The following is a 26,461-nucleotide window of genomic DNA, read 5'->3' as shown; positions in this document are numbered from 1 at the left end:
AGATTTTCGGTGAGAATTAGAAATTAATAATCCCTATTAAATTTTATTAATAGGGATTAATGATAATTAAGAAATTATTAGTTTGTCATTATCGTCTAATTTTGTCGATTCAATACTATTATTTACGCTGTATAAACGATAAAAGAAGCTAAATATAAAGAAATCAGCAAACACAGCTAGTGAGGTAGATATAACATCAATAACAATATTTTTTCCTAATAAAGAACTTATACCACTCAGTATTCCAGTAAAAATAACGCTGATTAAAATCATTAAAACAGGCGCTTTCCAATTTTGGAAGAAAAACTTGTGGCAGGCACTAAATCTTTGAAAAAAAGGCATCGAGTTAGGTTGTGCTGCTGAAACGAGAAAATAATTAAAAATCGACTTATAAATTACTAAAGCGGTGCAACCTATCATCAATATTAATAGTAATGATACCATTTGGGGTAGAAGCAATCCTATTATGCTAAGGACCAGTAAGAATACAATAACGATAGGAATACAAATTAACATATATAAAACAGAAAAACCAAGTATATTCAGGCATATTGATAGTATTCGCGAGAATATTAAGCTTGGATTAAGTTTGTTACTCATTGATAAATTACTGATAATGCTCAATATGATTGAAACCAAAACTACATTCACTAAATATAGAACTAGGAGGGATTGCATAACATAATTGGTGACCATACCGAATTGATTAAATAATTCTAAATCTACCAATAGGCGTTCGAGATCAATTACACAATTTATAATTAGGGTATTAATTAACCCAAGTACAATACTTGATATCGCTATTAGGGAAAATCGATTACGGATAAAGTTAATCGTTTGTTGAAAAATAGCTGTAAATGAAAGGTTTCTTTGTGAATCCATCATGTTTCCTTCTATGTGGTAATACAAGTATTACCACGGAGTATAAATTCAATTTAATAATTATGATTGTAATAATGAAATATCGGCAACTTTTAAAAATAAATTTTGTAATTTCTTTAAAAGAGCCAATCGGTTTAGTTTAATTTTTTCATCATCAATCATTACCATAACTTTCTCAAAAAAGGTATCTATAGGTGCTTTAAGTGATGCTAATTCAACTAAAGCCTCTTGATATTGTCCCTTAGTAAAATAAGGAGCTAACTTATCTGTTAATACCGCTATTTGCATCGCTAATTCGCCTTCAGCACCAGCTTCGAGCAATGAAGCGTTAATATTTTCAGGAATAGTATCTGCGGTCTTCGATAAAATATTTGATACTCGCTTATTAGCTTCAGCTAATGAAGAAGCTTCTGGCAACGTTCTAAAATGTGTTACTGCATTGACACGGGCATCAAAATCAGCTGGTCTGGTTGGATTGATGGCGAGTACAGCTTGAATCGTATCGATAGCAAATCCTTTTTCTTGATACCAAGCTCGGAATCGACCTTGCATAAAGTTGACAATGTCCTCAACAACATTTTGGTTAGTTAATTTATCGCCATATAATGATGTGGTAAAATTAGCTAATTCGACTAAATCAATAGGTAAATCTTTTTCAACAATAATGCGTAATACGCCAATAGCTGCACGACGAAGCGCAAAAGGATCTTTATCTCCTTTGGGATGTTGGCCAATACCAAAAATACCCGCTAATGTATCCATTTTTTCAGCAATTGAGACTGCGCTGGCAACTGCTGTACTTGGTAACTCATCACCAGAAAAACGTGGTTTGTATTGTTCTTCAATAGCTGTGGCAACTTCAATACTTTCACCATCTTTAATCGCTAAGTATCGTCCCATAATGCCTTGCGTTTCAGGAAATTCAAATACAGTATTGGTGACTAAATCGCATTTAGTTAATTTTCCTGCTCGTTTGGCTTGTTCAACATTAGCTCCAGTTTTTTCAGCAATAAAACCGGATAAGGCTTCAATGCGGAGTGCTTTATCTTTAACTGTACCTAGTTGTTGTTGGAACAAAACCGTTTCAAGGCGAGGAAGACGATCTTCTAAGCTTTGTTTCAAGTCTGTTTTATAAAAGAATTCAGCATCTGCTAAACGTGGACGAACGACTTTTTCATTCCCAGAAATAACAACTTGCGGATCTTTGGACTCAATATTGGCAACAAAAATGAAATTTGGTAACAATTTTCCTTGTTTGTCATAAACAGGGAAATATTTTTGATCGCCTTTCATGGTATATACCAATGATTCAGCTGGAACCTCTAAAAATCTTTCTTCAAATTTAGCAGTCAATACCACTGGCCATTCAACTAATGATGAAACTTCTTCAAGTAAGCTTTCTGTTAAGTCTGCTTTACCATTAAGTTTAGCTGCTGCTGCTTCAGCTTGCTGTTTAATGATTGATTTTCGCTTGTCATAGTCAGCGACAACTTTTCCGCGTTGCTCAAGAATTTCAGGATATTGGTCAGCATTATCAATAGTAAATTGTTGCTCGCCCATAAAGCGGTGACCACGAATGATTCGGTTTGATTCAATATCTAAAATGATACCAGGTACTAGTTCATCGCCATATAACATCGTGACTGTATGACTAGGTCGAATAAATTCAACTTGACGAGCTGCCCAGCGCATCGGTTTAGGAATCGGCAATTTATTTAGGGCATTTTTAACCATATCACAAAGTAAATTGACAACAGGTTGTCCTTTTTGATTGTGAGTATACGATAGCCATTCGCCTTTATCGGTTTGAATTCGTTCTGCTTGTGATATATCAATTCCACAACCACGAGCCCAACCTTCGGCTGCTTTTGTTGGGTTACCATTTGCATCAAATGCTGCATTGACTGCAGGGCCTCTTTTAACGATTTGGCTATCTGGTTGAGTATCATTTAAATTCAAAACTTTTAACGCTAAACGGCGTGGTGATGCATACCAAAGTACCTCACCGTGTTCTAAATTAGCATTATCAAGTTGTTCAATAAAATTAGCTGCAAAGTTTTCAGCTAAAGAACGGAGCGATTTTGGTGGTAACTCTTCAGTACCGATTTCCACTAAAAATGTTTTTTGCATAATATATCAACTCCTACTTTGCTGCATTTTGGTTAGAACTTGAATTTTGGCACATTGGAAATCCTAGTGCTTCACGAGATGCGTAATATGCTTCAGCCACCATTTTGGTTAATGTCCTGATTCGTAATATATAACGTTGGCGTTCAGTTACCGAAATCGCTTTACGAGCATCTAATAAATTAAAACAGTGCGCCGCTTTTAAAATACGTTCGTAAGCTGGTAATGGCAGCGGTTTTTCTAATTCAAGTAATAATTTTGCTTCTTTTTCATGTTGTTCAAAACAATAAAATAAGAAATCAATATTAGCGTATTCGAAATTATAGGTTGATTGTTCGACTTCATTTTGATGAAAAACATCACCATAAGTAGTTTTACCGAATGCTCCATCGCTCCAAACTAAGTCGTAAACACTATCTACACCTTGGATATACATTGCTAGTCGTTCTAATCCATAGGTAATTTCACCGGTGACTGGTTTACATTCAAGCCCACCGACTTGTTGGAAGTAAGTAAATTGAGTTACTTCCATGCCATTTAGCCATACTTCCCAACCTAATCCCCATGCACCTAATGTTGGGTTTTCCCAGTTATCTTCTACAAAACGAATATCGTTGATAGTTGGATCAAGACCAAGTTCCTTTAACGATCCTAGATAGAGTTCTTGAATGTTGTCTGGTGATGGTTTTAAGATAACTTGAAATTGATAATAATGCTGTAACCTATTCGGATTTTCACCATAACGACCATCAGTTGGGCGGCGAGATGGTTGAACATAAGCAGCATTAATTGGTTCCGGACCAAGTGCTCGTAAACACGTCATTGGATGAGAAGTACCGGCACCTACTTCCATATCTAATGGCTGAATCACTGTACAACCTTGATTAGCCCAGTAATCTTGTAACGTAAGTATTAACCCTTGAAAGGTTTTGACATTAAACTTTTGCATGATGTTATCTTTATGGTTGAATTAATTTTTTCTACAAATTAAATAGTGCTACATTTTATACTTTTTATTAGTGCTTGTGAAATGCCTAATTACTTTATATTGATTAAGCTACACAAGATAGTTTTCATTTTGCATCTTTAGCCATTTATCGGTATAGTGAAGTCATCTATATTGCTTGGTAAAAAATCAAAAATAAAAAGGCCATGTCTATTTATCATAAACTGTTGATTATATTTTTTATTGGATTAATAAATACACATTTTGTGTATGCTGATGATAATCAACAATTACAATCGTTACGTCGTTCAATCGAAGAACAAGAGAAACGTTTAGCAGAGCAAAAAAAAGAGCGAACTCAATTAATGAGTGATCTTAAAGAGCAAGAAACAGAAATAGCAAAATTACTAACATCAATTGAGAAAAATAGTCTTACACTTAAAAAGCTAGATAGTGAAATCATTTCTTTAATTAAGCAAATCGATGATTTAAAAATTAAACAACAACAACAACGCAATGAGTTAGCAAAACAGTTAGAAAGTGCATTCAAGCTAGGAAAAAACACCAACTTTAAACTCATTTTTGCTAGCGAACAAAGTGAGCGTAATGAGCGTCTTATTACTTATTTTCGTTATATTAATGAAGCACGACAACAGCAAATAAATATGCTTCGCGAAACACAAGTACAACTTAGTGAAAAGAAAACGGCTTTGAAAAAGACACAGAGCACGCAAAAAACATTGAATACTAAGCAGAAACAAGAACAGTTAGCCCTAGAAAAAAATCACCAAAATCGTAAAAAAACTATCAATCTACTTGAATCCTCAATGCAGAAAAATCAACAAAAATTAGACGAGCTAAAAGATAATGAAGCAAAATTACAGGCTAGAATTGCCCAAGCGGAACGAGAAAGCAGAAAAATAGCCGAAGAAGAGGCTAGGCAAGCAAAAAATATAGAAGAAAAACAACAAAAGAATACCAATTACACACTTAATGCTAATGAGCGGGCATTAATGGCTCGAGTCAGTGGTATTGGTAAACCACAACACCAATTTAATTGGCCAGTAAATGGAAATACTGTTCATCGATTTGGTGAAGCATTACAAGGTGAACTTCGTTGGAAAGGGATGGTCATCGATGCTAGAGATGGTACTCAAGTTAAAGCCATTGCTGATGGACGAGTTATCTTAGCTAGTTGGTTACAAGGTTATGGATTTGTTGTTGCACTTGAACATGGTAAGGGCGATATGAGTTTATATGGTTATAACCAACGAGTTTTAGTTGAAGTAGGTGAAAAAGTTAGGGCTCAACAACCCATTGCTATTGTTGGCTCCAGTGGTGGTCAAAATACCTCTGGCCTTTATTTTGAAATTCGTCGAGATGGTAAAGCATTAGATCCAAGTGGTTGGCTAAAATGATAAAACATCTGTTAAAAATAGGAGTATTATTTTTATTATTTAATGCTAAGAATGTATTAGCAGCAAAATTAGCATTAGTAATAGATGATTTTGGTTATCGCCAGCACAATGAAGAACAGATTATTTCATTCTCCAACAACATCACAATTGCCGTTCTACCTCATTCACCGAATGCTAGACGGATTGCGACCATTGCTCATGAACATGGTAATGATGTTATTATTCACTTACCCATGGCTCCTTTGGGGAAACAACCTCTAGAGAAAGATACTTTATTTCCCTATATGAGTGAGTTAGAAGTAAAAAGAATCGTTGATGATGCAGTCTCGCGTGTACCTTATGCCATTGGTGTGAATAATCATATGGGCAGTTTAATGACTGCAAATTTAAATGGTATGCATAACGTCATGAAGGCGTTAAGTCACTATTCAATGTTTTTTTTAGATAGTAAAACAATAGGTAAGACTCAAGTTAAAAATGCTGCAAGTGAATACAATATAGCGGTTATTGGACGTGATGTATTTTTAGATGATCAACAAAAAGAATATGCTATTGCTCGGCAGTTTGATTTGGCAATAAAAATAGCTCAAAAAAATGGACATGCCATTGCTATTGGTCACCCTCATCCACAAACCGTGAATGTCTTACGTACAAAATTAGCTAATTTACCTGACGATATTGAACTAGTAAAAGTTAGTCAGTTGATCACAACACCACGAACTAAAACTAAACTTAAACCGACAATTAAAGATATATTTGAAAAATATAAAAAACGATTTATAGATATATCAAATCTTAATTCTCTAGAATAACAACAGTTATTGCTTTTCAAGCGTACGATGACGAATTTGAACTTGTTTATTTTGCGCTTTAAAAAACTCGGCTAATTGTTCAGCGATAAATACAGAGCGATGTTGCCCACCAGTACAACCAATGGCAATAGTCAGGTAGCTACGGTTATTTTTTTCTAACATTGGCAACCATTGTTGTAGATAATTGGCGGTTTGATAAATGAAATTCGCTACCTCATCATGTTTTAATAAATAGTTTTTAACTGGTTCATCTAAGCCGGTTAATGGACGTAAATTGATATCCCAATGGGGATTCGGTAAAAATCTAACGTCAAACACAAAATCAGCATCGACGGGTAAACCATGTTTAAATCCAAATGATTCAAAGATCATGGTTAATTCTCGTTCTTTTTTACCTAAAACTCTGGTTCTAAGAATAGTTGATAACTCATGAACAGAAAGGTTGTCGGTATTTATCATCAAACTCGCATGTGATTTTAAAGGCTCTAAATAGGTTTCTTCTCGATCGATGGCTTCTTCTAATGAATATTTTTGATTGGTAAGTGGATGTATTCGTCTGGTTTCGCTATAACGTCGAATCAGTGTATTACGACTACAATCAAAAAAGATTATTTCAGGTGTGACAGAAGAAGGTAAACGTTGGAGAATATCATGATTAAAATCAAAATGATCAGGCAAATTTCGAATATCTAGACTGACCGCAACAGGGGTATTATTATCTTTTAATGATTCAGCCAGTTGGGGCAATAATGCAATAGGAATATTATCAACACAATAAAATCCCATATCTTCTAGTGCACGTAATGCAATTGATTTACCCGAACCTGAACGGCCACTAACTATCAATAATATCACAATATCAACTCCAAAATAATTGGTGTTCTAGTATATACTGTTTAGTTCAAAATGTTCAATTATTGAAAATAAACAGCGATCTGAAAAGCCAGATTATCTGGCTAGTACTCAGTTTTTATTTTGGCAATTAATTGTTTAAGTGCTTGTCCTCGATGAGAAATTTGGCTTTTATGCTCTTTGGTGAGTTCTGCTGCACTACAATTAAGTTCTGGAATAAAAAATAATGGATCATAACCAAATCCACCATTGCCATGTGGTTCATTCAAAATTAATCCGTTCCATTTTCCTAAACAAATAATAGGCGTTGGATCATTTTCGTGTCGCATAAAAGCAAGTGCACAATAAAAGGATGCGGTTCTTTTTTCTTTTGCTACATCTTTTAATGCAAGTAATAATTTCTCATTATTACTTTTATCATTGCCATGTTCTCCAGCATAACGAGCTGAATATATGCCTGGTTGACCATTGAGCGCATCAACAACTAAGCCAGAATCATCAGCAATCGCCGGTAATTGTGTCAGCTTAGCAGTATGTCTAGCTTTTAAGATAGCATTTTCAATAAATGTTAAACCGGTTTCTTCAGCATCAGGAACATTGAATGCACTTTGGGCTACAACATCAAAGCCTGCGTTGGCTAAAAGTTGTTGTAATTCGTTGACTTTTCCTTGATTGTTGGTAGCTAAAACAATTTTTTGCATTTTATGACTCCATAACTAATTTGTGTTATATCGCTATTAGTAAATTGAATATTACTGATAGAAATATTGCTTAAAATTTAAAAATCAGGCTCACAGCAAAATGTCATACTCTCCCCAGTTTTAGGGTGATTTATTGTGAGTAGTTGTGCATGTAACAATAATCGTTTTGACATCGAAAATGCTTCAGGATGAGCATAAAATTTATCCCCTAATATTGGATGTCCGATTGCTTGCATATGAACTCGTAATTGATGGGAGCGTCCTGTGAACGGAAATAGTGCAACTCTAGTGGTATTATCATCATTACGAGCAATAACTTGATAATGGGTTAATGCATATTTGCCATTTTCGTGGTCAACCATTTGCCGTGGGCGATTAGGCCAATCACAAATTAATGGTAATTCGACTTGGCCAATATCATTTTCAAGATGGCCATGAACTACGGCAATATAATTTTTTTTGGGTATTCGTTCGCGGAATTGTTTTTTAATTTCTCTATCAGCCAATTTTGATAAAGCTGCAACCATGATACCACTGGTTGCCATATCGAGACGATGGACTGATTCAACATAACTATATTTTTGTTGTAAACGATGGATAATACTATCTATAAATTGTGGCTTATTGCCTGAAACAGATAATATACCGGGTTGTTTATTAACAACAACAATATGATCATCTTGATATAAAATAGTTAGCCACGGATCAATGGGGGGATGATATTCCAAAAGCATGAATGTGTGATAATTTGTAAAATTAAATTGCCACACATTCTAACAAACTTACCAAAAAGTGCTAGTCGAAAAGTTTATTTACTCCAGATTGACTTTTTATTCGGTGAAAAGAGTTGAGAAAAGAGTATCACCAAACTCACCAAAAGGTAACAAGCAAAAATAATGATCATCCATTGCGACATTTCAATAGTTAAAAAAGACCAAATTTTGTCTGCACATGAGCCATAAGCATTAAACATGCTTGGCAACCATTCATTTAATGCTAACCAAGAAGGAAATTGCACATTAATAGCACAGGTATCACCTAAATTTGGTTCAAACTGTAAATGGGCATGAAACATTGCTAAGTTAAAACCTTTAATGGCACTAAATAACCACACCAAAATACCCGCTAAACGAAAAATTAGTTTGCTAGGCGCAATCAGCCCAATTAAGCTACCAAGCATAATGCCGTAAATTGCACAACGTTGATAAATACATAATGTACAAGGGGCTAGACCTAAGCCATGTTGAAAATAGAGAGCGGTTATTTCAAAAATAAAGGTGGAAAGAAATAATAAAAACCAAGCAACTCTACCGCGAGAGTATTGATTGAGCAGAGATAACATACTGTTTTATTCCTCCGGATTCCGTTATAATCGTGTTAAATTCATTTTATTGAAATTAATCGATATTAATTTTTAGCCAGTAGTAGTGTAGTTTATTTTTTAATAATGTGAAACGACTTTTATTTATAAACGGTGGATTAATCTTTTCTTATGGACTCAAAAGTTCAACAAACAAAACAACAAGTCTCATTTGTCACAATTAGTGAAGAAAATGAGGCTCAACGCATTGATAATTTTCTCATTACATATCTTAAAGGTGTGCCTAAAAGTATGATTTATCGCATACTTAGAAAAGGTGAAGTCCGTGTTAACAAAAAAAGAATAAAACCAGAATACAAGTTAGCTATTGGTGACCAAGTGCGCATCCCTCCTATACGCGTTTCTGAAAAAACGGTGCCTGAGATTTCCACAAAACTAAATAAAGTTGCTGATTTGGAGAAAGCGATCATTTATGAAGATGATGTTATTCTGGCCATTAATAAACCATCCGGAATTGCCGTACATGGTGGTAGTGGTCTAAGTTTTGGTGTTATTGAAGGATTAAGAGCCTTACGACCAGAAGCAAAATTTTTAGAATTAGTGCATCGAATTGACCGCGAAACATCAGGTATTTTATTGATTGCGAAAAAACGTTCTGCGTTAAAGTCACTGCACGAACAATTACGTTTGAAACAGATGCAAAAAAATTATTTAGCTTTAGTGAAAGGTAATTGGCCTTCTGAATGTAAAGTTGTACAAGCACCATTACTAAAAAATGTTCTTAAAAGTGGTGAACGAGTGGTTAAGGTCAATGCCGAAGGTAAACCTTCAGAAACGAGATTTAAAGTAGAAGAACGTTTCGGTTTTGCAACCTTAGTTAAGGCAAGCCCAGTAACTGGTCGTACGCACCAAATTCGTGTGCATACTCAATATGCTAATCATCCAATTGCATTTGATGATCGCTATGGTGATAGTCAATTTGATGCATTATTAACTGATAGTAAACTTAATCGATTATTTTTACATGCCGCTAATGTAAAATTTATTCATCCGAAAACTTTACAAGAGATGCAATTAAATGCTCCGTTGGATGATGTATTGCAAAATTGTTTGACAAAGATTAGAGATGACAAATATCAACAAACAGAATGATTAAAATGAGAAGGTAATTAATAAGCATGAAAGATCTTAATTTATACTTAATTAGACATGGTCAAACAGAATGGAATATTAAAGATCAGATGCAGGGGTCACAAAATTCGCCTCTTACTGAAAATGGCATTTTAGGTGCCAAAATAACCGGAAAGCATCTAAAAAATACGCCATTTATACAAGCCTATTCTAGCCCTCAACAACGAGCAATGGAAACTCGGGACTATATTATTAATGAAAATGATAATGTAATTCCTACTTTTGAACTGGAAGGTTTGCGAGAAATGGATTTTGGGCTTTGGGAGGGGAGACATGTACCTTCACTAAAAAAAGAATTCCCAGAATTTAATACCTATTTAACTGAACCAGAAAAGTTTGATGCATCTATTAATCAAGGTGAAAATTATCTTGATGTCCTTTCTCGTATGAAAAATGCTTTAAATGAAATTGTCAAAAATGCGCCACAAGATAATGGTAATATTTTAGTTGTATCGCATGGTACGGTGTTACGAATATTACTTTGTGTTTTAAATGGTGGTGATTGGCGTCAACATCGTGATGAAAACTATTTTCCTCGAATGTTAAATACCAGTATTAGCGTGGTTAATTATAAACAGAACAATGATCAACAAGATGGCGAATTTTCAGTTAAATTTTATAATAATGTTGATCATTTAGACGATTAATTACTATTGTTCTTTGACATTTTCAGGCTAATGCTATTAGTAGCATTAGCCTGAAATGTGAGTTTATCTTCTACTATAAACAGCATAACGTTTTTGCAATTGTTTTAATTTATTAATTCTGGCATCAATTTTTGCAATTAAGGTTTGATTACCTTTTGCTTGAGTTTTAGCATTAGTTAATAATCGAATCGCGTCAGTAAAATTTCCTTCTAGAGCGATTGACTCAGCCCGTGCACTCATCTCTTGAGCTCTTGACTTGAGTCCACCATAAGCGGTTATTAGCAAATCCCAACCGTTAGTATCATCATTATGATCAAAAGTATAACGATGTAATAAACTTACTGCTTGTTGGTAATTGCGTGCTTTTACATAGGCATTAGCTAAATTTAATTGCAATGCGGAACTATCAGGTGATCTTTTTAATGCTGATTGAAGACGACTAATAGCAGTACTACTATTATTAAGTGCTAAATCAATATCCGTCATTAGATCAATATACCAAATATTATTGGGCTCATTATCCAGTAATGGTTGTAATTGCTGTTTGGCTTTTTGGTAATTATTATTATTGTAATCAACTAAAGCATTAGCATAAATTACCGCCATTCTACTTTGTTCATTATTCAGTTTACGATAATCTTCAATCAATAATCTTGCATTAGTTTTGTTACTCATCAATATTGCTATTCTAGCTTTGGCTAGATAATAATTTAAAGATGGCGTAACATTCTTTTTTGAGTATTGTAATGAACGATTACGAATATCGGATAAACGGCTATTAGGTAAAGGGTGAGTCATTAAGATTTCAGGTGGCTTACTGCTAAAGCGACTTTGATCGGCAAGTTTTTGTAGAAACTCAGAAGAAGCATAAGGATCAAATCCAGCTTTAGTTAATGTTCTAAGCCCAACTCTATCCGCTTCTTGTTCATTTGATTGGGTAAAACTAATCATACTTTGTGTTGAACTAGCCATAGTAGTTGTCATTGCCGCCATACCCGCTTCTGGATTGGCTAAAGTTAGTAATAACGAGCCAAGTGTTGCCCCCCAAACGTATGGACTATTACTATTTTGAGCCTCCATTGCTCGAGCCAAATGGCGTTGTGTCACGTGCCCGATTTCATGAGCCATTACCGATGCTAATTGACTTTCATTATCGGTATCTAATATTAATCTTGAATGAACGACGACATTGCCACCAAAAAAAGCAAAGGCATTAAGTACATTACTTCTCATAACATAAAAGTGAAAAGGCGTCTGTACTGATTCAGATTTGGAAACTAATTTTTTTCCTAAATCATTGATGTATTGATTTAAAACCGGATCATTAATAATCGGAGCACTACCACGTAACAAGCGCATATAATAATCGCCCATCTCTTTTTCTTGCCCGATGCTTAATGTAGCTGCAGCTGCGGTGCCCATATCGGGTAGCTTAATGTTATCTGCATAAACGATCGATGCATTTTGCAATAATAACGACGTAGATACTATTAATGCGATTGCTTTTTTTAACATACTTTTAACTCATAAAAAAGATTGATAATTAAGTATTCTAGCTTAAAAAAAAGACAATATCACTTTGAATATTTTATCAATTTGAGCTATTACTTCTATATTATTTTATTTACTCGATTTAATAATCTTAAATAATGAATGTTATTCAAATACTGCGTGGCGAATTTGTTCTACATCAACATTTTCAATATAGTTTTTGATATTGGGATAAATATTATAATGATGTCCAAACTCAGGTTGCATTAATTCATCAATAACTTGATGTTTACTCCAGTTTTGAAAAATTAAGCGATACATAGCAACAACTACGCCTGTGCGGTCACTGCCATGCCAACAATGAATCAATATCGGTTTAGGTGAATTTTTGATTGTTTTAAGGATTTGAATTATTTTTTTATCAGAAATATTTCCTGCTCGCATATTGATCCAAACCTCAGTGATGCCTGTATTGACAACTTTATCTCGATCACTATGCCATAATCGCAGATTAATTATGGTTTTAATGCCGAGTTTATCAAGCTGTTTTATCTGTTTTAACGAGGGTTGTTCAGAACGATATATATCGTTAGATACTTGATAAAAGTTATTTGGAATGAGGTTGGAATTAATATTTGACTGGCAACTGCTAATAAAAAAAATCAAGCAACACAACAATATAATGTTCACTCTTTTGGCGATTTGCAAACCAAAGTGAGCTATTACTTGTTGTGTTCTATTTATCATTACTACAATTGTCTATTGTTATGTTTATTGTTGACGGCTTTTAATAAATTCAAGGATTTGATCTACTTTTACCAATTCTTTATCCCCACCAGCACGATGTTTATATTCTACATCACCATTATCAAGGTTACGATCACCAATAACAATAGTGTGTGGAATACCAATTAATTCAGCATCAGCAAACATTACACCAGGGCGTTCTTTACGGTCGTCAAATAGTACTTCAATACCGGCAGATTGTAGATCGGCATAGAGTTTTTCTGCAGTCGCCTGTACTCTTTCTGATTTGTGCATATTCATTGGAATAATAACAACGCTAAATGGTGCTATGGCTTCTGGCCAAATAATTCCACGTTCGTCATGGCATTGTTCGATTGCAGCGGCAACTATTCGGCTAACGCCGATACCATAACAACCCATGATCATCACATGATTTTGTCCATCTTCACCTTGCACTGTTGCTTTCATTGCTTCTGAATATTTAGTACCAAGTTGGAAAATATGTCCAACTTCAATACCACGTTTAATTTGCAATGTACCTTTGCCGTCAGGGCTAACATCGCCTTCAACTACATTACGGATATCTTCGATGCGAGGTAAAGCAACATCGCGTTCCCAATTGATATTGAAATAATGTTTATGATCAATATTGGCACCAGCACCAAAATCACTCATTACAGCAACATCACGGTCAATAATCATTGGCATATTTAGGTTTATTGGTCCTAGCGAGCCCGGTCCTGCATTGACTAACGCGCGAATTTCATCTTCGGTTGCAAATTCAAGTGGAGACGCCACAATATCGATTTTTTCTGCTTTGATTTCGTTTAAGGTATGATCACCTCGAACTAATAAAGCTACTAGTTGGTGACCACTCTCTTTAGTGGCTTTAACCATTAATGTTTTAACGGTTTTTTCAATTGGTAAATTGAATTGTGCTACTAATTCATCAATCGTTTTGGCATCTGGAGTATCAACTAATTGCATCTCCTTGGTTGGAGATTGGCGAGTTTGAGTTGGAGCTTGTGCTTGTGCCATTTCGATATTTGCCGCATAGTCAGACTCAGTTGAAAAAACAATATCATCTTCGCCACTATCCGCTAATACTTGGAATTCATGTGACCAGTTACCACCAATTGAGCCAGTATCAGCTCGTACTGCTCTAAAATTTAAGCCTGCACGAGTAAATACTGCACTGTAAGCTTTATACATATCATCATAAGTTTCTTGTAATGATTCTTGCGATGTGTGGAATGAGTATGCATCTTTCATAATAAATTCACGCGAACGCATAACACCAAAACGAGGGCGTACTTCATCGCGGAATTTGGTTTGAATTTGATATACATTAAGTGGTAATTGCTTATAAGAGCTCACTTCATTACGAAGTAAGTCAGTGATCACTTCTTCATGAGTTGGGCCTAAGACGAAATCACGATCACCACGATCTTTAATGCGTAATAATTCGGGACCATATTGTTCCCAACGACCACTTTCTTGCCATATATCGGCAGGTTGTACCACAGGCATTAATACTTCAATTGCACCTGCTTTATTCATCTCTTCACGAACAATATTTTCGACTTTTTTTAGTACACGATAACCTGTGGGTAGCCATGTATATAATCCGGCAGCAACTTTACGGATCATGCCGGCACGTAACATTAATTGATGACTAATTACTTCAGCATCTGCTGGCGTTTCTTTTAATGTAGATAGAAGATATTTACTGGTTCGCATACATTTATCCCGAAAAATAATTTATATATAAATATAATAAAAATGTTAGCTAGTTTAGCAGTACCAAGCGCAACACAAAAGTAATTTTATTAATAATTATGGTTATAGATGTTTATTAATGATAAATTATCGTTTATTGAGAATAAGTTACTAATCAATATGGACAAATGGAAATTGAACATACATAAATTAATAGAGCGTTTATTCTTTCTCTTTTTAATAGGTCTTATTTTATATTGGCCGATTAAATTTGCTAAATATCATTTGTTTGATTTAAGTTATCAAGAGGTATTAGAGTTTTCTTGGCGAACTGATGGTTGTCAATTGTCATATCCAGAGGTATGCCCATGCCCTAGTTTTATTGAGCCAGATGATCATTTCACAATTACTGATGATGGCGATTTATATTTTGAAAATAAACTTTATGGTAAATTGATATTAAAAGACAAACCTAGTTTTTTTCATGACCCCTCTGAAATATTGTCTGGTGGCTTCATGGAAATTATACGGTCAGATTCAGGTGTTATTTGCTACTATGATTCGATATAAAAATTTTGAGAATTTTTTAGCTAAAATTAGCTGTCAAAAACCCCGTTCCTCAAAAATTTTTTATGCTAATAATTTAATCTTAATTAATGGCTTGATTCGACAATTGTTATCACCATAATATAGCACTAAATATAAGTCATTTTTAACTATAATTACGAGCAAGTCATTGATTACAAAAAGGGATAAAATGGGTTCGGTTTTTGATATATTCAAAATTGGTATAGGTCCTTCTAGTTCACATACCGTTGGTCCAATGAGAGCAGGTAAGGCATTTATTGATCTACTTATTAATAATGAGCAAATGCCTTTAGTGACTAAAATTGTTGCTGATATTTATGGTTCTTTGTCACTGACAGGTAAAGGTCACCATACTGATGTGGCAATTATTCTAGGATTATCAGGTGAAAAACCTGATACTGTTAATATTGATCAGATCCCCCACATTATTCAAACCATGAATCAATGCTGTCGGCTACCAATATATAATGGTCAATACCAACTCGATTTTTCCAGTCAAAGCATTATATTTCATTCTACTTTTCTACCATTACACGAAAATGGAATGACGTTAAGTGCTTATCATCATGACAAACTAATTGTGCAAAAGACTTATTATTCAGTGGGTGGTGGTAAAATTGTTGAAGAGGAATTGTTCGGTCTACAAGATCAGAATGCAATAGATGTACCTTATCCTTTTGCAACCGCCGCACAATTATTGCAGCATTGTGATGACAACTCATTGTCGGTATCTAGTATTGTTTTAAAAAATGAGTTACAACATCATACTCATGAGGAAATCATAAATTATTTTTCTTTAGTTGGACAAACAATGCTTGATTGTATTAAGCGAGGCATGAATACCGAAGGATTATTACCTGGTGCTCTTAAGGTTTCTCGTCGAGCAAATGCGTTGTATCGTCAATTATTAACAAGTAAAAGTAATAATGATCCAATGATTATTATCGATTGGGTAAATATGTTTGCACTGGCTGTTAGTGAAGAGAATGCTGCTGGTGGTCGGGTAGTGACAGCACCAACTAATGGAGCTTGCGGTATTATTCCTGCTGTACTGGCATATTACGATAAGTTTATTGATCCTGTCTCACCAGATATTTTTATTCGTTACTTTTTAACCTGTGGAGCTATTGGATTACTCTATCAAAAAAATGCCTCCATTTCTGGTGCTGAAGTAGGCTGTCAAGGTGAGGTTGGCGTGGCTTGTTCTATGGCGGCGGCAGGATTAGCTGAATTGTTAGGGGGTAATCCTCAACAGGTGTGTATGGCTGCCGAAATTGGTATGGAGCATAACTTAGGTTTGACTTGTGATCCGGTTGATGGTCAAGTACAAGTTCCTTGTATTGAACGTAATGCGATTGCAGCAGTGAAAGCCATTAATGCCACTCGGATGGCATTAAGACGTACTACCGCGGCGATTGTTTCGCTTGATAAGGTGATTGAAACTATGTACGAAACAGGCAAGGACATGAATGCTAAATATCGAGAGACTTCTCGTGGTGGGCTAGCTATTACGGTTCATTGTAGTTAATAGTGAATCGTATGAGATCTGATGATTTATCATCAGTAATATTATGATTAAATTATAGCGGCGATTTCATTTAGGAAATATTTTTACAGGGTACTAAAATTGTCCATATTTTTATAGCTAAACGGATAGTACTTCGTTTAGACTATCAATTATATCACTAGCTAATAAACTGTATTTATTTAATTTTTTAGAAGCAACATCGCCAGCTAAACCATGTAAGTAAACACTTACTGGAGCAGCTTTGGTTGGCGGTAGATGTTGCGCTATAAGTCCAGCCATTATTCCTGTTAAAACATCACCAGCACCGCCGGTAGCCATACCACAATTACCAGATTGGTTAATATAAGTGGTTTGTCCAGGTATTGTGACGATGGTTTTTGCATCTTTTAATACGCAGATTACGTTATAGTCTTGCGCAAATTTTTTAGCCGTGTCGACTAAATTATTTTTAATAGCTTCAATTGGTAGTTTAACTAGCCTTGCCATTTCTCCCAAATGAGGGGTAACAATAATAGTTGACTGTGCTTGTTTCAATAATCTTAAATTAGGTACTAACGTATTAAGCCCATCAGCATCGATGATTACTGGAATCCTTGCATGCTGTAATACATACGATAAGATTTTATGAGTATCATCGGATACCCCCATGCCAGGTCCAATAACAATGACTGAAGCCCGATTTATTAGTTCATCAAGTTTTTTTATATCAATTTTATTGGTAATAAATGGGGTTAATAGAACTTCGGGAATTTGGGTTAATAAAATATCACGATTGCACATGGGGGTGTAAATATGTACTAATCCAGCTCCAGTTTTATATGCTGCTTTAGCTGAAAAGTACGCAGCTCCAGACATATTTTCGGAACCAGCGATAACTAATACTTTGCCATAACTACCTTTATGACTATTGTTTGATCTTTGCGGCAATAATTTACTCAACTCATTAGATTGATAAGTATAATGACTGGCTGGAGTATCTGCATAGATGCCGATATCGGCAATAGTGATTTCACCTGCTAATTCAGCTCCCGGATGAAGCGATAAACCAATTTTTGCGTAGGCAAAAGTGACAGTTTGTTTAGCCTTGACCGCAACACCAAGGATTTTTCCTGTATTGCTGCAAAGTCCCGAAGGAATATCAATAGCAAGAACATCGGCACAGCACTGATTTATCTGCTCAATGGCATGAACAAAATCGCCGCTCACTATACGATTAAGCCCTATACCAAAAATAGCATCAACGATAGTGGTATATTCGGTAAAGCATTTTGGGAGTGAAGTGATAAAGTTGATATTATAATGCTGTGCTATTTTAATTTGTTGTAGTGTTTCCTTTGATGCATGTTCTACTTGACCAATTAAATACACATCAACATCAATATGTTGTAATTTGAGTAAGCGAGCTACAGCAATACCATCACCGCCATTATTGCCATATCCACATACTACCGCAATTTTGTTTAAATTATAGTTGTTTTCATTAAGTTGATTTACAACGGCTAATGCTGCTCGTTCCATTAATACTAGTGAAGGTAAGCCAATTTTATTTGCGGTATAAGCATCATAATGCTTCATTTCAGATGAGGTGACTAAGTATTGCATGAGATTACCTCTCTCTGTATATGATATGCCACATTGCGTGGCAAAATCATATTGGTAGATTAATCAATTATTAGATTAAGGGTTGCTCATCTAATTGATCTTTTAATTGTTGTTTTTTTAAGTTTTCTAAAATTTTATTATGAATACCATTAAAACCACCATTACTCATAATCAAGATTGCATCAGTTGGTTTAGCTGATTTAGTAATCATCTCAACTAATAAATCAATATCGCCAGACCAATAAGCCGGTTGAATACAAGCATCGACCACATCAGCAACTAACCAAGGTAGTTGTTCTGGTTGAAACATATATATTTCATCTGCACGACCTAATGATGGCGCCAGTTCATCTTTGGATATGCCTAGTTTCATGGTATTCGAACGAGGCTCTAATACTGCCAATATTCGTCGATTTGCACCAATTTTGCTGCGTAATGCTTCTAAAGTCGCTAATATTGCAGTTGGGTGATGGGCAAAATCATCATAAATCTCGATATCATTAACTTCGCCGTATAACTCTAAACGTCTTTTGGCATTCAAAAACGATCCCAGTGCTAAACAAGCATCAGCTGGTTTAATACCTACATTATGTGCCGCGGCAATAGCCATTAAGGCATTATGCATATTGTGTTCACCAACAAGAGAATAGTTAACTTTACCAACCTGTTCATTGTTAAAGTAAACAGCAAACTGGCTAGCATCATTAGCGATTTTTTTCGCCATCCAACCATTTTCTGATTCGGTGAATGATTGTTCACTCCAACAACCTTTTGCTAAAACTTGTTTTAAATTGACATCTTCTTGCGGTGAAATTATCAACCCTTTACTTGGCACTAAACGAACTAAGTGGTGGAATTGTTTTTGAATTGAACTAAGGTCATCAAAAATATCTGCATGATCAAATTCCAAATTATTCATAATTAATGTTTTTGGGCAATAATGCATAAATTTAGAACGCTTATCAAAAAACGAACAATCATATTCATCGGCTTCAATAACGAAAAAGTTACCTTCACCTAGTCTTGCTGATACTTCAAAATTACCAGGTACGCCACCAATGACAAAACCTTGGTTATAACCTTGTTTTTCTAAAATCCAGTTAACCATACCAGCAGTGGTTGTTTTACCATGCGTTCCAGCAACCGCAATCACCCAGCGTTCGCGTAAAACGTTGTCATGTAGCCATTGAGGTGCAGAAACATAAGGAATATTTTTGTCTAAAATATATTCAACACAAGGATTTCCTCTTGATAACGCATTACCAATAATCACCAGATCAGGAGTAGGGTTTAATTGTGAAGGGTCATCTCCTTCAATAATATCAATATGTTCTTTTTGTAGCAGCGTACTCATTGGTGGGTAAACATTTTTGTCTGACCCCGTGACTTTATGACCCAATGAGCGAGCGATTAATGCAATGCCTCCCATGAATGTGCCACAAATCCCAAGAATATGAATATGCATTTTTTGGTCCTTAATGTTGTATAAAATATTGTACTGATGATAAAACTTATCTGTTGCCAGTATTTTTAGTTATAACTGATTTGATTTTTGTAGAAAATTATAATTATAGTCGATTTTAATCGCTTATGCGATAGGCCAAATATGTCTAATCATCAATTTTGCCGTCTGATTTCCTCGAAAGTCATCAACATCTAATTGATAGACAATTTTTACATTTTTTATTGTATTATCTGGCCATTGCGTTAAATTTACATTGAAACATACGCCTTCAATAATTGGGCCACCGTTTTTCGGTTCTAATACTAATCTAAGATGTTTTTCAGCAAACAAACGTTGTTGATGGACAATAAAATCGCCATCGAATGTCGGTTCTGTAAATCCTTCACCCCATGGACCCGATTCTTTTAATTGTTTAGCCATCGCATAATTAAAATCTTGGCTGTCTATCTCACCATCGGTTTCGATTATTTGCTCAAGTGTATTGGCATTTAAACGTTTATCTATTAGTGTTTCAAAATGTTTTCGAAATCGTTCTAAATCATTTTCGCGAATGCTTAATCCAACCGCCATTGCATGTCCACCAAAACTCACCAGAAGATCGGGATGGTTTTGATCCAGCTCATCAAGTAAATCTCGTAAGTGAATACCGGCTATTGATCGTCCTGAGCCTTTTAGTATCCCTTCTTCAGTAGATGCAAAGCAAATAACTGGCCGATAATGTTTATCTTTTAAACGAGCTGATAAGATGCCAATAATACCTTGGTGCCATTCAGGATGATAGACAACTAATAAGTTTGGGAAAGAAGATTGTTGTTGCTCTAACTCTTGGATATAGGATAATGCTTCTTTATACATCGTTTGTTCAATTAACTTACGATCATTATTTAGCATATCTAAATCACTAGCTTGTTTGAGAGCACTATCGTAGTCGTCACATAACAATAATTCAACGCTAAGAGACATGTTATCCATTCGCCCTGCTGCATTAAGCCGTGGGGCAATATAATAAGCTAGATCGGTTGAGGTAAAGGATACCGGATCTTTCCGAGCAATATGTAATAGAGCTTTTATTCCCGCACAACAATAACCAGATCGGATTCGATTAATACCTTGGTGAACCAATATTCGGTTATTGTGATCGAGTCTTACCACATCAGCAATCGTACCTAACGCGACTAAATCTAATAAACTAGCGAGGTTGTATTCTTCTAAATTATGTGTTCTGAACCAGTTTTCTTGGCGTAATTTTGCTCGTAAAGCTGACATAAAATAAAATGCAACACCGACACCAGCTAAGTGCTTAGATGGAAAAGAGCAGTTTGGTAAATTAGGATTAATGATTGCATCAGCTGCTGGTAATTGCTCAGGACATAAGTGATGGTCAGTAATGATTACAGTTAAGTTTGATTGTTTTGCAAATTCAACCGCTTCAATAGCGGAAACACCATTATCAACAGTAATAATTAGATCGGCTTTTTTTAACAGTGCTCTTTTTATAACACTTATACTTAAACCATATCCATCATCAAATCGATTAGGAATGATATAATCGACATGTTGGCATCCCATCTTTTTTAACGCTTTTACCGTTAGTGCAGTACTGGTTGCACCATCAGTATCAAAATCACCGACAATCATAATCCGCTTGTTATTCTGCATAGCTGAATAAACAATTTCGACAGCGGTTTGGGTACCATCTAAGTTGTCATAATTACATAAGTTACGCGTTGTATAATCTAACTCTTGCATAGATGTTATTCCACGTAATGCATAGACTCGTTGCAATAAGAGTGGGATATCCGGTGACAATTCAGGTAACGCTTCAGGTAATTGGCGGTGTGTTAATTTATTTTTCATATTTTAAATGTTAGCGCACGTGCGCTAACATACTTTTCTTATTTTATATTTAAATTTTAATTGCTATAAATTATAACTTATTAATTTTTTGCTTTCTTTTTTAAAATTTCGATTAATTTATCAGCAGGGACATAGCCTGAAACTAATTGTCCATCAGGTAGTACTAATGCAGGAGTACCACTGATACCTAATTTTTTACCAACGTTAAATTGTTGTGTTACATAAGGTACCATGCTATTTGCTGGAGAAATTGAATTACCCTTATAGGCATTATCAAAAGCAGCTTTACGATCGGCAACACTCCAAATAGATTGCATATTTTTACCTACATCACTATTAGCACCGGCTCGAGGAAATGCAAAATAGTGCACAGAGATACCCGCATCTAAGTATTGATTTATATTTTCATGAAGTAATTTACAATAGTGACAAGTGTAATCGGTGAAAACCGAAATAATATATTTTTCTTTTTGTGCTTTATAAACAATGGCATCTTTTTCAATTGATTTCATTAATTTTAAGTTATTACTGTTAGCAATATTTACTGGTTCACCACCTTCAAGACTATAGATTGGTCCTTGAGTTAAAAATTTACCATCATCTGTTACATAGAAAATACCCTCAGGAGTTATAACACTTTTTAAACCTTGTACTGGGTTATTTTCGATAGTAATTTCTTTATTAGAAAAACCTAATTTTTCCATCGATTTGGTTATATCGGCGTTATTGGCTAATACTGAAGTTGAGATTAATGCTAAACCTAAACTTATGACTAATTTTTTCATTCAGTTATCCTTAGTTATCTAAACTGTTATGCACGAGGATGATGTTTGCTGTGCAATTGTTTTAATCTTTCTGTTGCAACATGTGTATAAATTTGTGTAGTTGATAAACTACTGTGCCCTAGTAACATTTGTACTACTCGTAAATCGGCGCCATGATTAAGCAGATGCGTTGCAAAGGCGTGCCTAAGTACATGAGGTGAAAGGGCTTCGATATTAATGCCGGTTAGTATGGCATAATATTTGATTCTATGCCAGAATGTCTGTCGTGTCATTTTCTTGCCTAAACGACTTGGAAAAAGCACATCAACTGGGCCATTTTTTAGTAGATCATTGCGCGCATATTTGAAATAGTATTCAAGCCAATAGATTGCTTCTTCACCTAAAGGAACTAAACGTTCTTTATTGCCTTTGCCTACAACTCGTACTACTCCTTGCCTTAGGCTGACGTCACTAATTTCTAAGTTAACTAATTCTGAAACTCGTAATCCTGTAGCATAAAGCACTTCTAACATAGCTTTATCTCTCAGCTCAATTGGATCATCAATACTTGGTGATTCTAGTAGGGCATCAACCTGTAATTCAGTTAAGTCTTTAGGTAACTTTTTGGGTAATTTAGGTGATGACAATATAGCTGATGGATCATCGGTACGATAGTTTTCTTGATATAGATATTGGAAGAAACGTTTAGTCGCACTCAATAAACGTGCCGAACTACTCGCTTTATAACCATCTTTAACTCGTTGTAGTAAAAATTCTTGTAAGTTAATGGATTGTGCTGTGAGAAAATTAACTTGTTGTAATTGTAGTGATTGGCTTAGTGCAAGAAGATCAAGTTTGTAAGATTCAATCGTGTTTTCAGCAAGATTTCGTTCTAACCAAATTGAGTCTAGAAATTGTTCAATTAATATTTTATTTTGTGATGATATATCTTTATCAGACATTAAAAGCCAACTCATTTTTAATAGTTGTTAACATTATATACTAACTGTCAATAACTTGAAGTTGTCACATTATTATTGTGTTTGGAATGCATAAAAACGAAACGTTTAATTAATGAAAAAATTAACTTTAGTTGATATTGAAATAATATTTTGTATCTTTTCTATCGCCTACTATATACTGAATTATCTGTTATTTTTTATAATAAGTTATGTTAAAACGAAATATTAATCTTTTTATTGCGTTATATGCTTTTTTTATTATTGGTCTTGAAACTTATATTTATTGGCATACAAAGCTGAGACCGTGGCAACCAAGTACTCCAACTGGGCGAATAATATTTTACTACAGTTTTTTTACAGTACTTTCTAATCTAATGTTGGCATTTAGTTGCCTATGCTTAACTTTCAATCCTAACTGTAATCGATATAGTTTCAAGGTGATACGCTTGAATGGTTTAGTCGGGGTGATTATAACCGCGATAGTTTATAACTTAATTTTAAGGGGAATACATAAACCACCTAATACGTTATTACAATTTGCCAATGAAAGTTTACATGTGATTCTACCGATTATTGGCGTATTAAGTTGGTTAGTTTGGGGACCATTTCGACGTATTCAATTTAATGTCATTGTTGGCTCGTTTTTGTCGATGTTAATTTATGGTATTTATATTTTTATACGAGGTTATCTTACTAATCAATATCCATATCCTTTTATTAATGTGGTTAGGGTTGGATATATTAAAGCGCTATATGCTGCAGGATCGGTTTTTGTGCTGTTTTTAGGGCTGGCTCTTTTGTTATGGGCCATTGATTGTTTTAGGAGAAGAATATGAAATTGTATATTTATGAACATTGTCCTTTTTGTGTACGGGCAAGAATGATTTTTGGTTTAAAAAATATTTCAGTTGAACAGCATGTCTTTCTCAGTGATGACGTTAAATCACCAACAAGTATGATTGGTGAAAAAATGGTGCCGATCTTACAAAAGGAAGATGGCAGCTATATGCCAGAAAGTCTTGATATTGTTGCTTATGTTGATAGTAATTACGGTGAAAGCCCTGTCTTAATTGGAGCTAAAAATCCAGAAATAGAAGCATTAATTAAACAATTTCAACAATATGATTATAAGTTAGAGTGTCCTCGATATGTAAAATTAGGCTTGGCTGAATTTGCCACTCAAGCTGCTATTGATAATTTTATTACTAATAAGAGTAAAAAATTGGGTTCGTTTGCTGATTGTCTTGCAGAAACTGAAACATTAATTGCTAAGATATCCGATTTATTAAATCAGCTTGAACCATTAATTGTGACGTCGAATGCATGTAATGGCACATTATCTTGGGATGATATATGTTTATTCCCGATATTACGTAATCTAACCTGTGTTAAGGGTCTTATTTTTCCTACTAAAATTAAAGCCTATTTAGAGTCAATGTCTGAGCTAAGTAAGGTAAATCTGTTTTTTGATCAGGCGGTTTAATAAAAAGTAGAATTCAATTGCATGTGGGGCTGATGATTAGTTGATATGCAAATTGTTCATTAATAAGAAGAGTACAAGAAAAATAGGATAAAACTTGTACTCTTATCTGTTATTAAAGTTATTTATATAAATCTCTACAAAAACGATTAATTACTTAATTTAAGATCAATAATTTCAAGCTTGTCTTTTCCACCATATACATCGTACCAAGGGGTTGCATATTGTTTTAAAATCTTATTAAGTTGTTCAACATTTTCACGTCCGATGGTATCAAGCCAACGTTTTAAACCGTCTTTACCATTTTTTGCATATGCCTCAATCCCTTCAAACCAAGTAGCTCGACCACCTAGAATACCGCTATATTTGGCACCATGCTCACCGGCAAAAATGAGTTCTTCATGGAAAGTTTTGGTTGGTACGCCTGCACTTAAATAGATGAAAGGACGAGTGGCAACATCACTTGCTTGTTTGAAATAATCGGCTGCTTCTTGTTGTGAATAAACTACTGGATTACTATCGTTAAATCCTGCAACGTTTTTGAATAATACTGGCACTTCAACTTTAAGTATATCAATGTAATAGTGATCTTTAGTAAATTCTTCAATTGTCTTGATAACTTTTTGTGGTTTTATTTTTGCGAATTCAGGGCTTTTATCATCAGTTACCACGTTATCATAAACAATAGGTTCAACAAATACCGGAATATCGGCCGCCCTCGCTTCATTGCCTAAACGTTCTAAAAAGGCGTGTTTTTTATCTAAAATATCTTGCGGATCGTCAGGATTATAATAGACCAGTACTTTCGCTGCATCAGCACCTTTTTGAATTAGGCGTTGAAGTGAATCTTCCGGTAAAATATCTGGTAAACGTCCTGGTGTATTGGCATCGTATCCAGTTTTTTCATAAGACATAATTAAACCAGCATTTTTATTTTTTGCTGCCATGCCTTTAAAACCGAGTTCTTCATCCAGTAAAATGGCACTAACATATTTGGTTAATTCCTGAGAAACAAGCTCTTTAAATTCATACACCATATCAATATTATAACGTTCTTGACCTACAGCATTTTGCATCATTTTTACCATTGAACCACGTTGATCGATTGCTAATGCTGCAATTACGCCATCTTGGTTAGATAATTGTTGCATACGGTTGAATTTTCCACGAGAAATGCGTTTTGTTGCCATTTTAAAACTCTCCATTTAATAAGATTTTTTCATTGTAGGTTTTTATTTGGCCAATTATTAATCATTTAGTGCTAGTTTTAATTTTGTGTGAACTTTTTGATATTTTCTTTTAAATGGCAATTTGTTACGGTATATTGGTACAGATTAATAGACTGTGTGTAAAAAAATATT

At 34.7% G+C, this 26,461-nt stretch carries 24 protein-coding genes; 8 read left to right on the top strand and 16 right to left on the bottom strand.

Going from position 1 to position 26,461, the window contains the following annotated elements; translation table 11 throughout:
* Window positions 1-66: 66 nt before the first annotated feature.
* The 3 genes from H3T80_RS08875 to glyQ are packed head-to-tail and all read right to left on the bottom strand — an operon-like array spanning window position 67 to window position 3,958.
* Complete coding sequence (locus H3T80_RS08875) at window positions 67-885, bottom strand: hypothetical protein (RefSeq protein ID WP_146208349.1); 819 nt, start codon at window positions 883-885, stop codon at window positions 67-69.
* 57 nt (window positions 886-942) lie between these two features.
* Window positions 943-3,015, bottom strand: coding sequence for a glycine--tRNA ligase subunit beta (gene glyS / locus H3T80_RS08870; RefSeq protein ID WP_367274783.1), 2,073 nt, complete (start codon window positions 3,013-3,015; stop codon window positions 943-945).
* Between the two features lie 10 nt (window positions 3,016-3,025).
* Complete coding sequence (gene glyQ, locus H3T80_RS08865) at window positions 3,026-3,958, bottom strand: glycine--tRNA ligase subunit alpha (protein WP_198201450.1); 933 nt, start codon at window positions 3,956-3,958, stop codon at window positions 3,026-3,028.
* A gap of 203 nt (window positions 3,959-4,161) precedes the next feature.
* Between glyQ and envC the strand changes: the two genes are divergently transcribed.
* On the top strand, window positions 4,162-5,373 hold the full coding sequence (gene envC, locus H3T80_RS08860; RefSeq protein WP_198201449.1) for a murein hydrolase activator EnvC: 1,212 nt from the start codon (window positions 4,162-4,164) through the stop codon (window positions 5,371-5,373).
* Window positions 5,370-6,185 (top strand): divergent polysaccharide deacetylase family protein, encoded by an 816-nt coding sequence (locus H3T80_RS08855; RefSeq protein WP_198201448.1) that lies wholly within the window; start codon window positions 5,370-5,372, stop codon window positions 6,183-6,185. Before envC ends, H3T80_RS08855 begins: the two co-directional genes overlap by 4 nt.
* Window positions 6,186-6,191: 6 nt before the next feature.
* On the opposite strand, the gene rapZ is transcribed toward H3T80_RS08855, so the two are convergent.
* The 4 genes from rapZ to dsbB all read right to left on the bottom strand — a co-directional run bounded on the left by rapZ (window position 6,192) and on the right by dsbB (window position 9,080).
* Window positions 6,192-7,040 carry an RNase adapter RapZ gene (gene rapZ, locus H3T80_RS08850; RefSeq protein ID WP_110448672.1) on the bottom strand — a complete coding sequence of 283 codons (849 nt, stop codon included), beginning with the start codon at window positions 7,038-7,040 and terminating at the stop codon, window positions 6,192-6,194.
* A gap of 101 nt (window positions 7,041-7,141) precedes the next feature.
* Window positions 7,142-7,738: an XTP/dITP diphosphatase gene (locus H3T80_RS08845; RefSeq protein ID WP_198201447.1), complete on the bottom strand. Its 597-nt coding sequence runs from the start codon at window positions 7,736-7,738 to the stop codon at window positions 7,142-7,144.
* Between the two features lie 77 nt (window positions 7,739-7,815).
* On the bottom strand, window positions 7,816-8,472 hold the full coding sequence (rluA, locus tag H3T80_RS08840) for a bifunctional tRNA pseudouridine(32) synthase/23S rRNA pseudouridine(746) synthase RluA (protein WP_110448674.1): 657 nt from the start codon (window positions 8,470-8,472) through the stop codon (window positions 7,816-7,818).
* Window positions 8,473-8,546: 74 nt separating this feature from the next.
* Window positions 8,547-9,080 (bottom strand): disulfide bond formation protein DsbB, encoded by a 534-nt coding sequence (gene dsbB, locus H3T80_RS08835; RefSeq protein WP_110448675.1) that lies wholly within the window; start codon window positions 9,078-9,080, stop codon window positions 8,547-8,549.
* A gap of 150 nt (window positions 9,081-9,230) precedes the next feature.
* Between dsbB and rluC the strand changes: the two genes are divergently transcribed.
* Together rluC and H3T80_RS08825 are read left to right on the top strand one after the other, a co-directional pair.
* The gene (gene rluC, locus H3T80_RS08830) at window positions 9,231-10,211 is read left to right on the top strand and encodes a 23S rRNA pseudouridine(955/2504/2580) synthase RluC (RefSeq protein ID WP_110448676.1); all 981 of its coding nucleotides are present in this window, start codon (window positions 9,231-9,233) and stop codon (window positions 10,209-10,211) included.
* Between the two features lie 26 nt (window positions 10,212-10,237).
* Entirely contained in the window at window positions 10,238-10,897 is a 660-nt protein-coding gene (locus H3T80_RS08825) for a histidine phosphatase family protein (RefSeq protein WP_198201446.1), read from the top strand.
* A 63-nt stretch (window positions 10,898-10,960) separates the two neighbouring features.
* On the opposite strand, the gene H3T80_RS08820 is transcribed toward H3T80_RS08825, so the two are convergent.
* From H3T80_RS08820 to proS, 3 genes are all read right to left on the bottom strand, one after another.
* Window positions 10,961-12,412: a M48 family metalloprotease gene (locus tag H3T80_RS08820; RefSeq protein ID WP_198201445.1), complete on the bottom strand. Its 1,452-nt coding sequence runs from the start codon at window positions 12,410-12,412 to the stop codon at window positions 10,961-10,963.
* Window positions 12,413-12,553: 141 nt separating this feature from the next.
* The gene (locus H3T80_RS08815) at window positions 12,554-13,135 is read right to left on the bottom strand and encodes a tyrosine-protein phosphatase (protein WP_198201444.1); all 582 of its coding nucleotides are present in this window, start codon (window positions 13,133-13,135) and stop codon (window positions 12,554-12,556) included.
* A 24-nt stretch (window positions 13,136-13,159) separates the two neighbouring features.
* The gene (gene proS, locus H3T80_RS08810; RefSeq protein ID WP_198201443.1) at window positions 13,160-14,875 is read right to left on the bottom strand and encodes a proline--tRNA ligase; all 1,716 of its coding nucleotides are present in this window, start codon (window positions 14,873-14,875) and stop codon (window positions 13,160-13,162) included.
* 108 nt (window positions 14,876-14,983) lie between these two features.
* Between proS and H3T80_RS08805 the strand changes: the two genes are divergently transcribed.
* Both H3T80_RS08805 and H3T80_RS08800 read left to right on the top strand, forming a co-directional pair.
* Window positions 14,984-15,424 carry a hypothetical protein gene (locus H3T80_RS08805; protein ID WP_110448681.1) on the top strand — a complete coding sequence of 147 codons (441 nt, stop codon included), beginning with the start codon at window positions 14,984-14,986 and terminating at the stop codon, window positions 15,422-15,424.
* 187 nt (window positions 15,425-15,611) lie between these two features.
* The gene (locus tag H3T80_RS08800) at window positions 15,612-16,970 is read left to right on the top strand and encodes an L-serine ammonia-lyase (protein ID WP_198201442.1); all 1,359 of its coding nucleotides are present in this window, start codon (window positions 15,612-15,614) and stop codon (window positions 16,968-16,970) included.
* Between the two features lie 117 nt (window positions 16,971-17,087).
* Here H3T80_RS08800 and H3T80_RS08795 read toward each other — a convergent pair whose 3' ends face one another.
* The 5 genes from H3T80_RS08795 to xerD form a co-directional block, all read right to left on the bottom strand.
* Window positions 17,088-18,572: an NAD(P)H-hydrate dehydratase gene (locus H3T80_RS08795; RefSeq protein WP_198201441.1), complete on the bottom strand. Its 1,485-nt coding sequence runs from the start codon at window positions 18,570-18,572 to the stop codon at window positions 17,088-17,090.
* 70 nt (window positions 18,573-18,642) lie between these two features.
* On the bottom strand, window positions 18,643-20,037 hold the full coding sequence (gene mpl, locus H3T80_RS08790; protein WP_198201440.1) for a UDP-N-acetylmuramate:L-alanyl-gamma-D-glutamyl-meso-diaminopimelate ligase: 1,395 nt from the start codon (window positions 20,035-20,037) through the stop codon (window positions 18,643-18,645).
* A gap of 123 nt (window positions 20,038-20,160) precedes the next feature.
* Window positions 20,161-21,894, bottom strand: a complete 1,734-nt coding sequence (recJ, locus tag H3T80_RS08785; protein ID WP_198201439.1) for a single-stranded-DNA-specific exonuclease RecJ — start codon at window positions 21,892-21,894, stop codon at window positions 20,161-20,163.
* An 80-nt stretch (window positions 21,895-21,974) separates the two neighbouring features.
* Window positions 21,975-22,679, bottom strand: a complete 705-nt coding sequence (gene dsbC, locus H3T80_RS08780; protein ID WP_198201438.1) for a bifunctional protein-disulfide isomerase/oxidoreductase DsbC — start codon at window positions 22,677-22,679, stop codon at window positions 21,975-21,977.
* Between the two features lie 26 nt (window positions 22,680-22,705).
* Window positions 22,706-23,620: a site-specific tyrosine recombinase XerD gene (gene xerD, locus H3T80_RS08775; RefSeq protein ID WP_198201437.1), complete on the bottom strand. Its 915-nt coding sequence runs from the start codon at window positions 23,618-23,620 to the stop codon at window positions 22,706-22,708.
* Between the two features lie 209 nt (window positions 23,621-23,829).
* On the opposite strand from xerD, the gene H3T80_RS08770 reads away from it, so the two are divergent.
* Together H3T80_RS08770 and grxB are read left to right on the top strand one after the other, a co-directional pair.
* Window positions 23,830-24,456, top strand: a complete 627-nt coding sequence (locus H3T80_RS08770) for a Pr6Pr family membrane protein (protein WP_198201436.1) — start codon at window positions 23,830-23,832, stop codon at window positions 24,454-24,456.
* Complete coding sequence (grxB, locus tag H3T80_RS08765; protein WP_198201435.1) at window positions 24,453-25,103, top strand: glutaredoxin 2; 651 nt, start codon at window positions 24,453-24,455, stop codon at window positions 25,101-25,103. Before H3T80_RS08770 ends, grxB begins: the two co-directional genes overlap by 4 nt.
* A gap of 146 nt (window positions 25,104-25,249) precedes the next feature.
* Here grxB and H3T80_RS08760 read toward each other — a convergent pair whose 3' ends face one another.
* Window positions 25,250-26,290, bottom strand: coding sequence for a tagatose 1,6-diphosphate aldolase (locus H3T80_RS08760; protein ID WP_198201434.1), 1,041 nt, complete (start codon window positions 26,288-26,290; stop codon window positions 25,250-25,252).
* Window positions 26,291-26,461 lie beyond the last annotated feature (171 nt).

Source organism: Gilliamella sp. W8145, assembly GCF_016101145.1.
Classification (GTDB): Bacteria; Pseudomonadota; Gammaproteobacteria; order Enterobacterales; family Orbaceae; genus Gilliamella; species Gilliamella apis_A.
The sequence above is the reverse complement of the archived record's forward strand: the minus strand, read 5'-3'. Positions and strand labels throughout refer to the sequence as shown.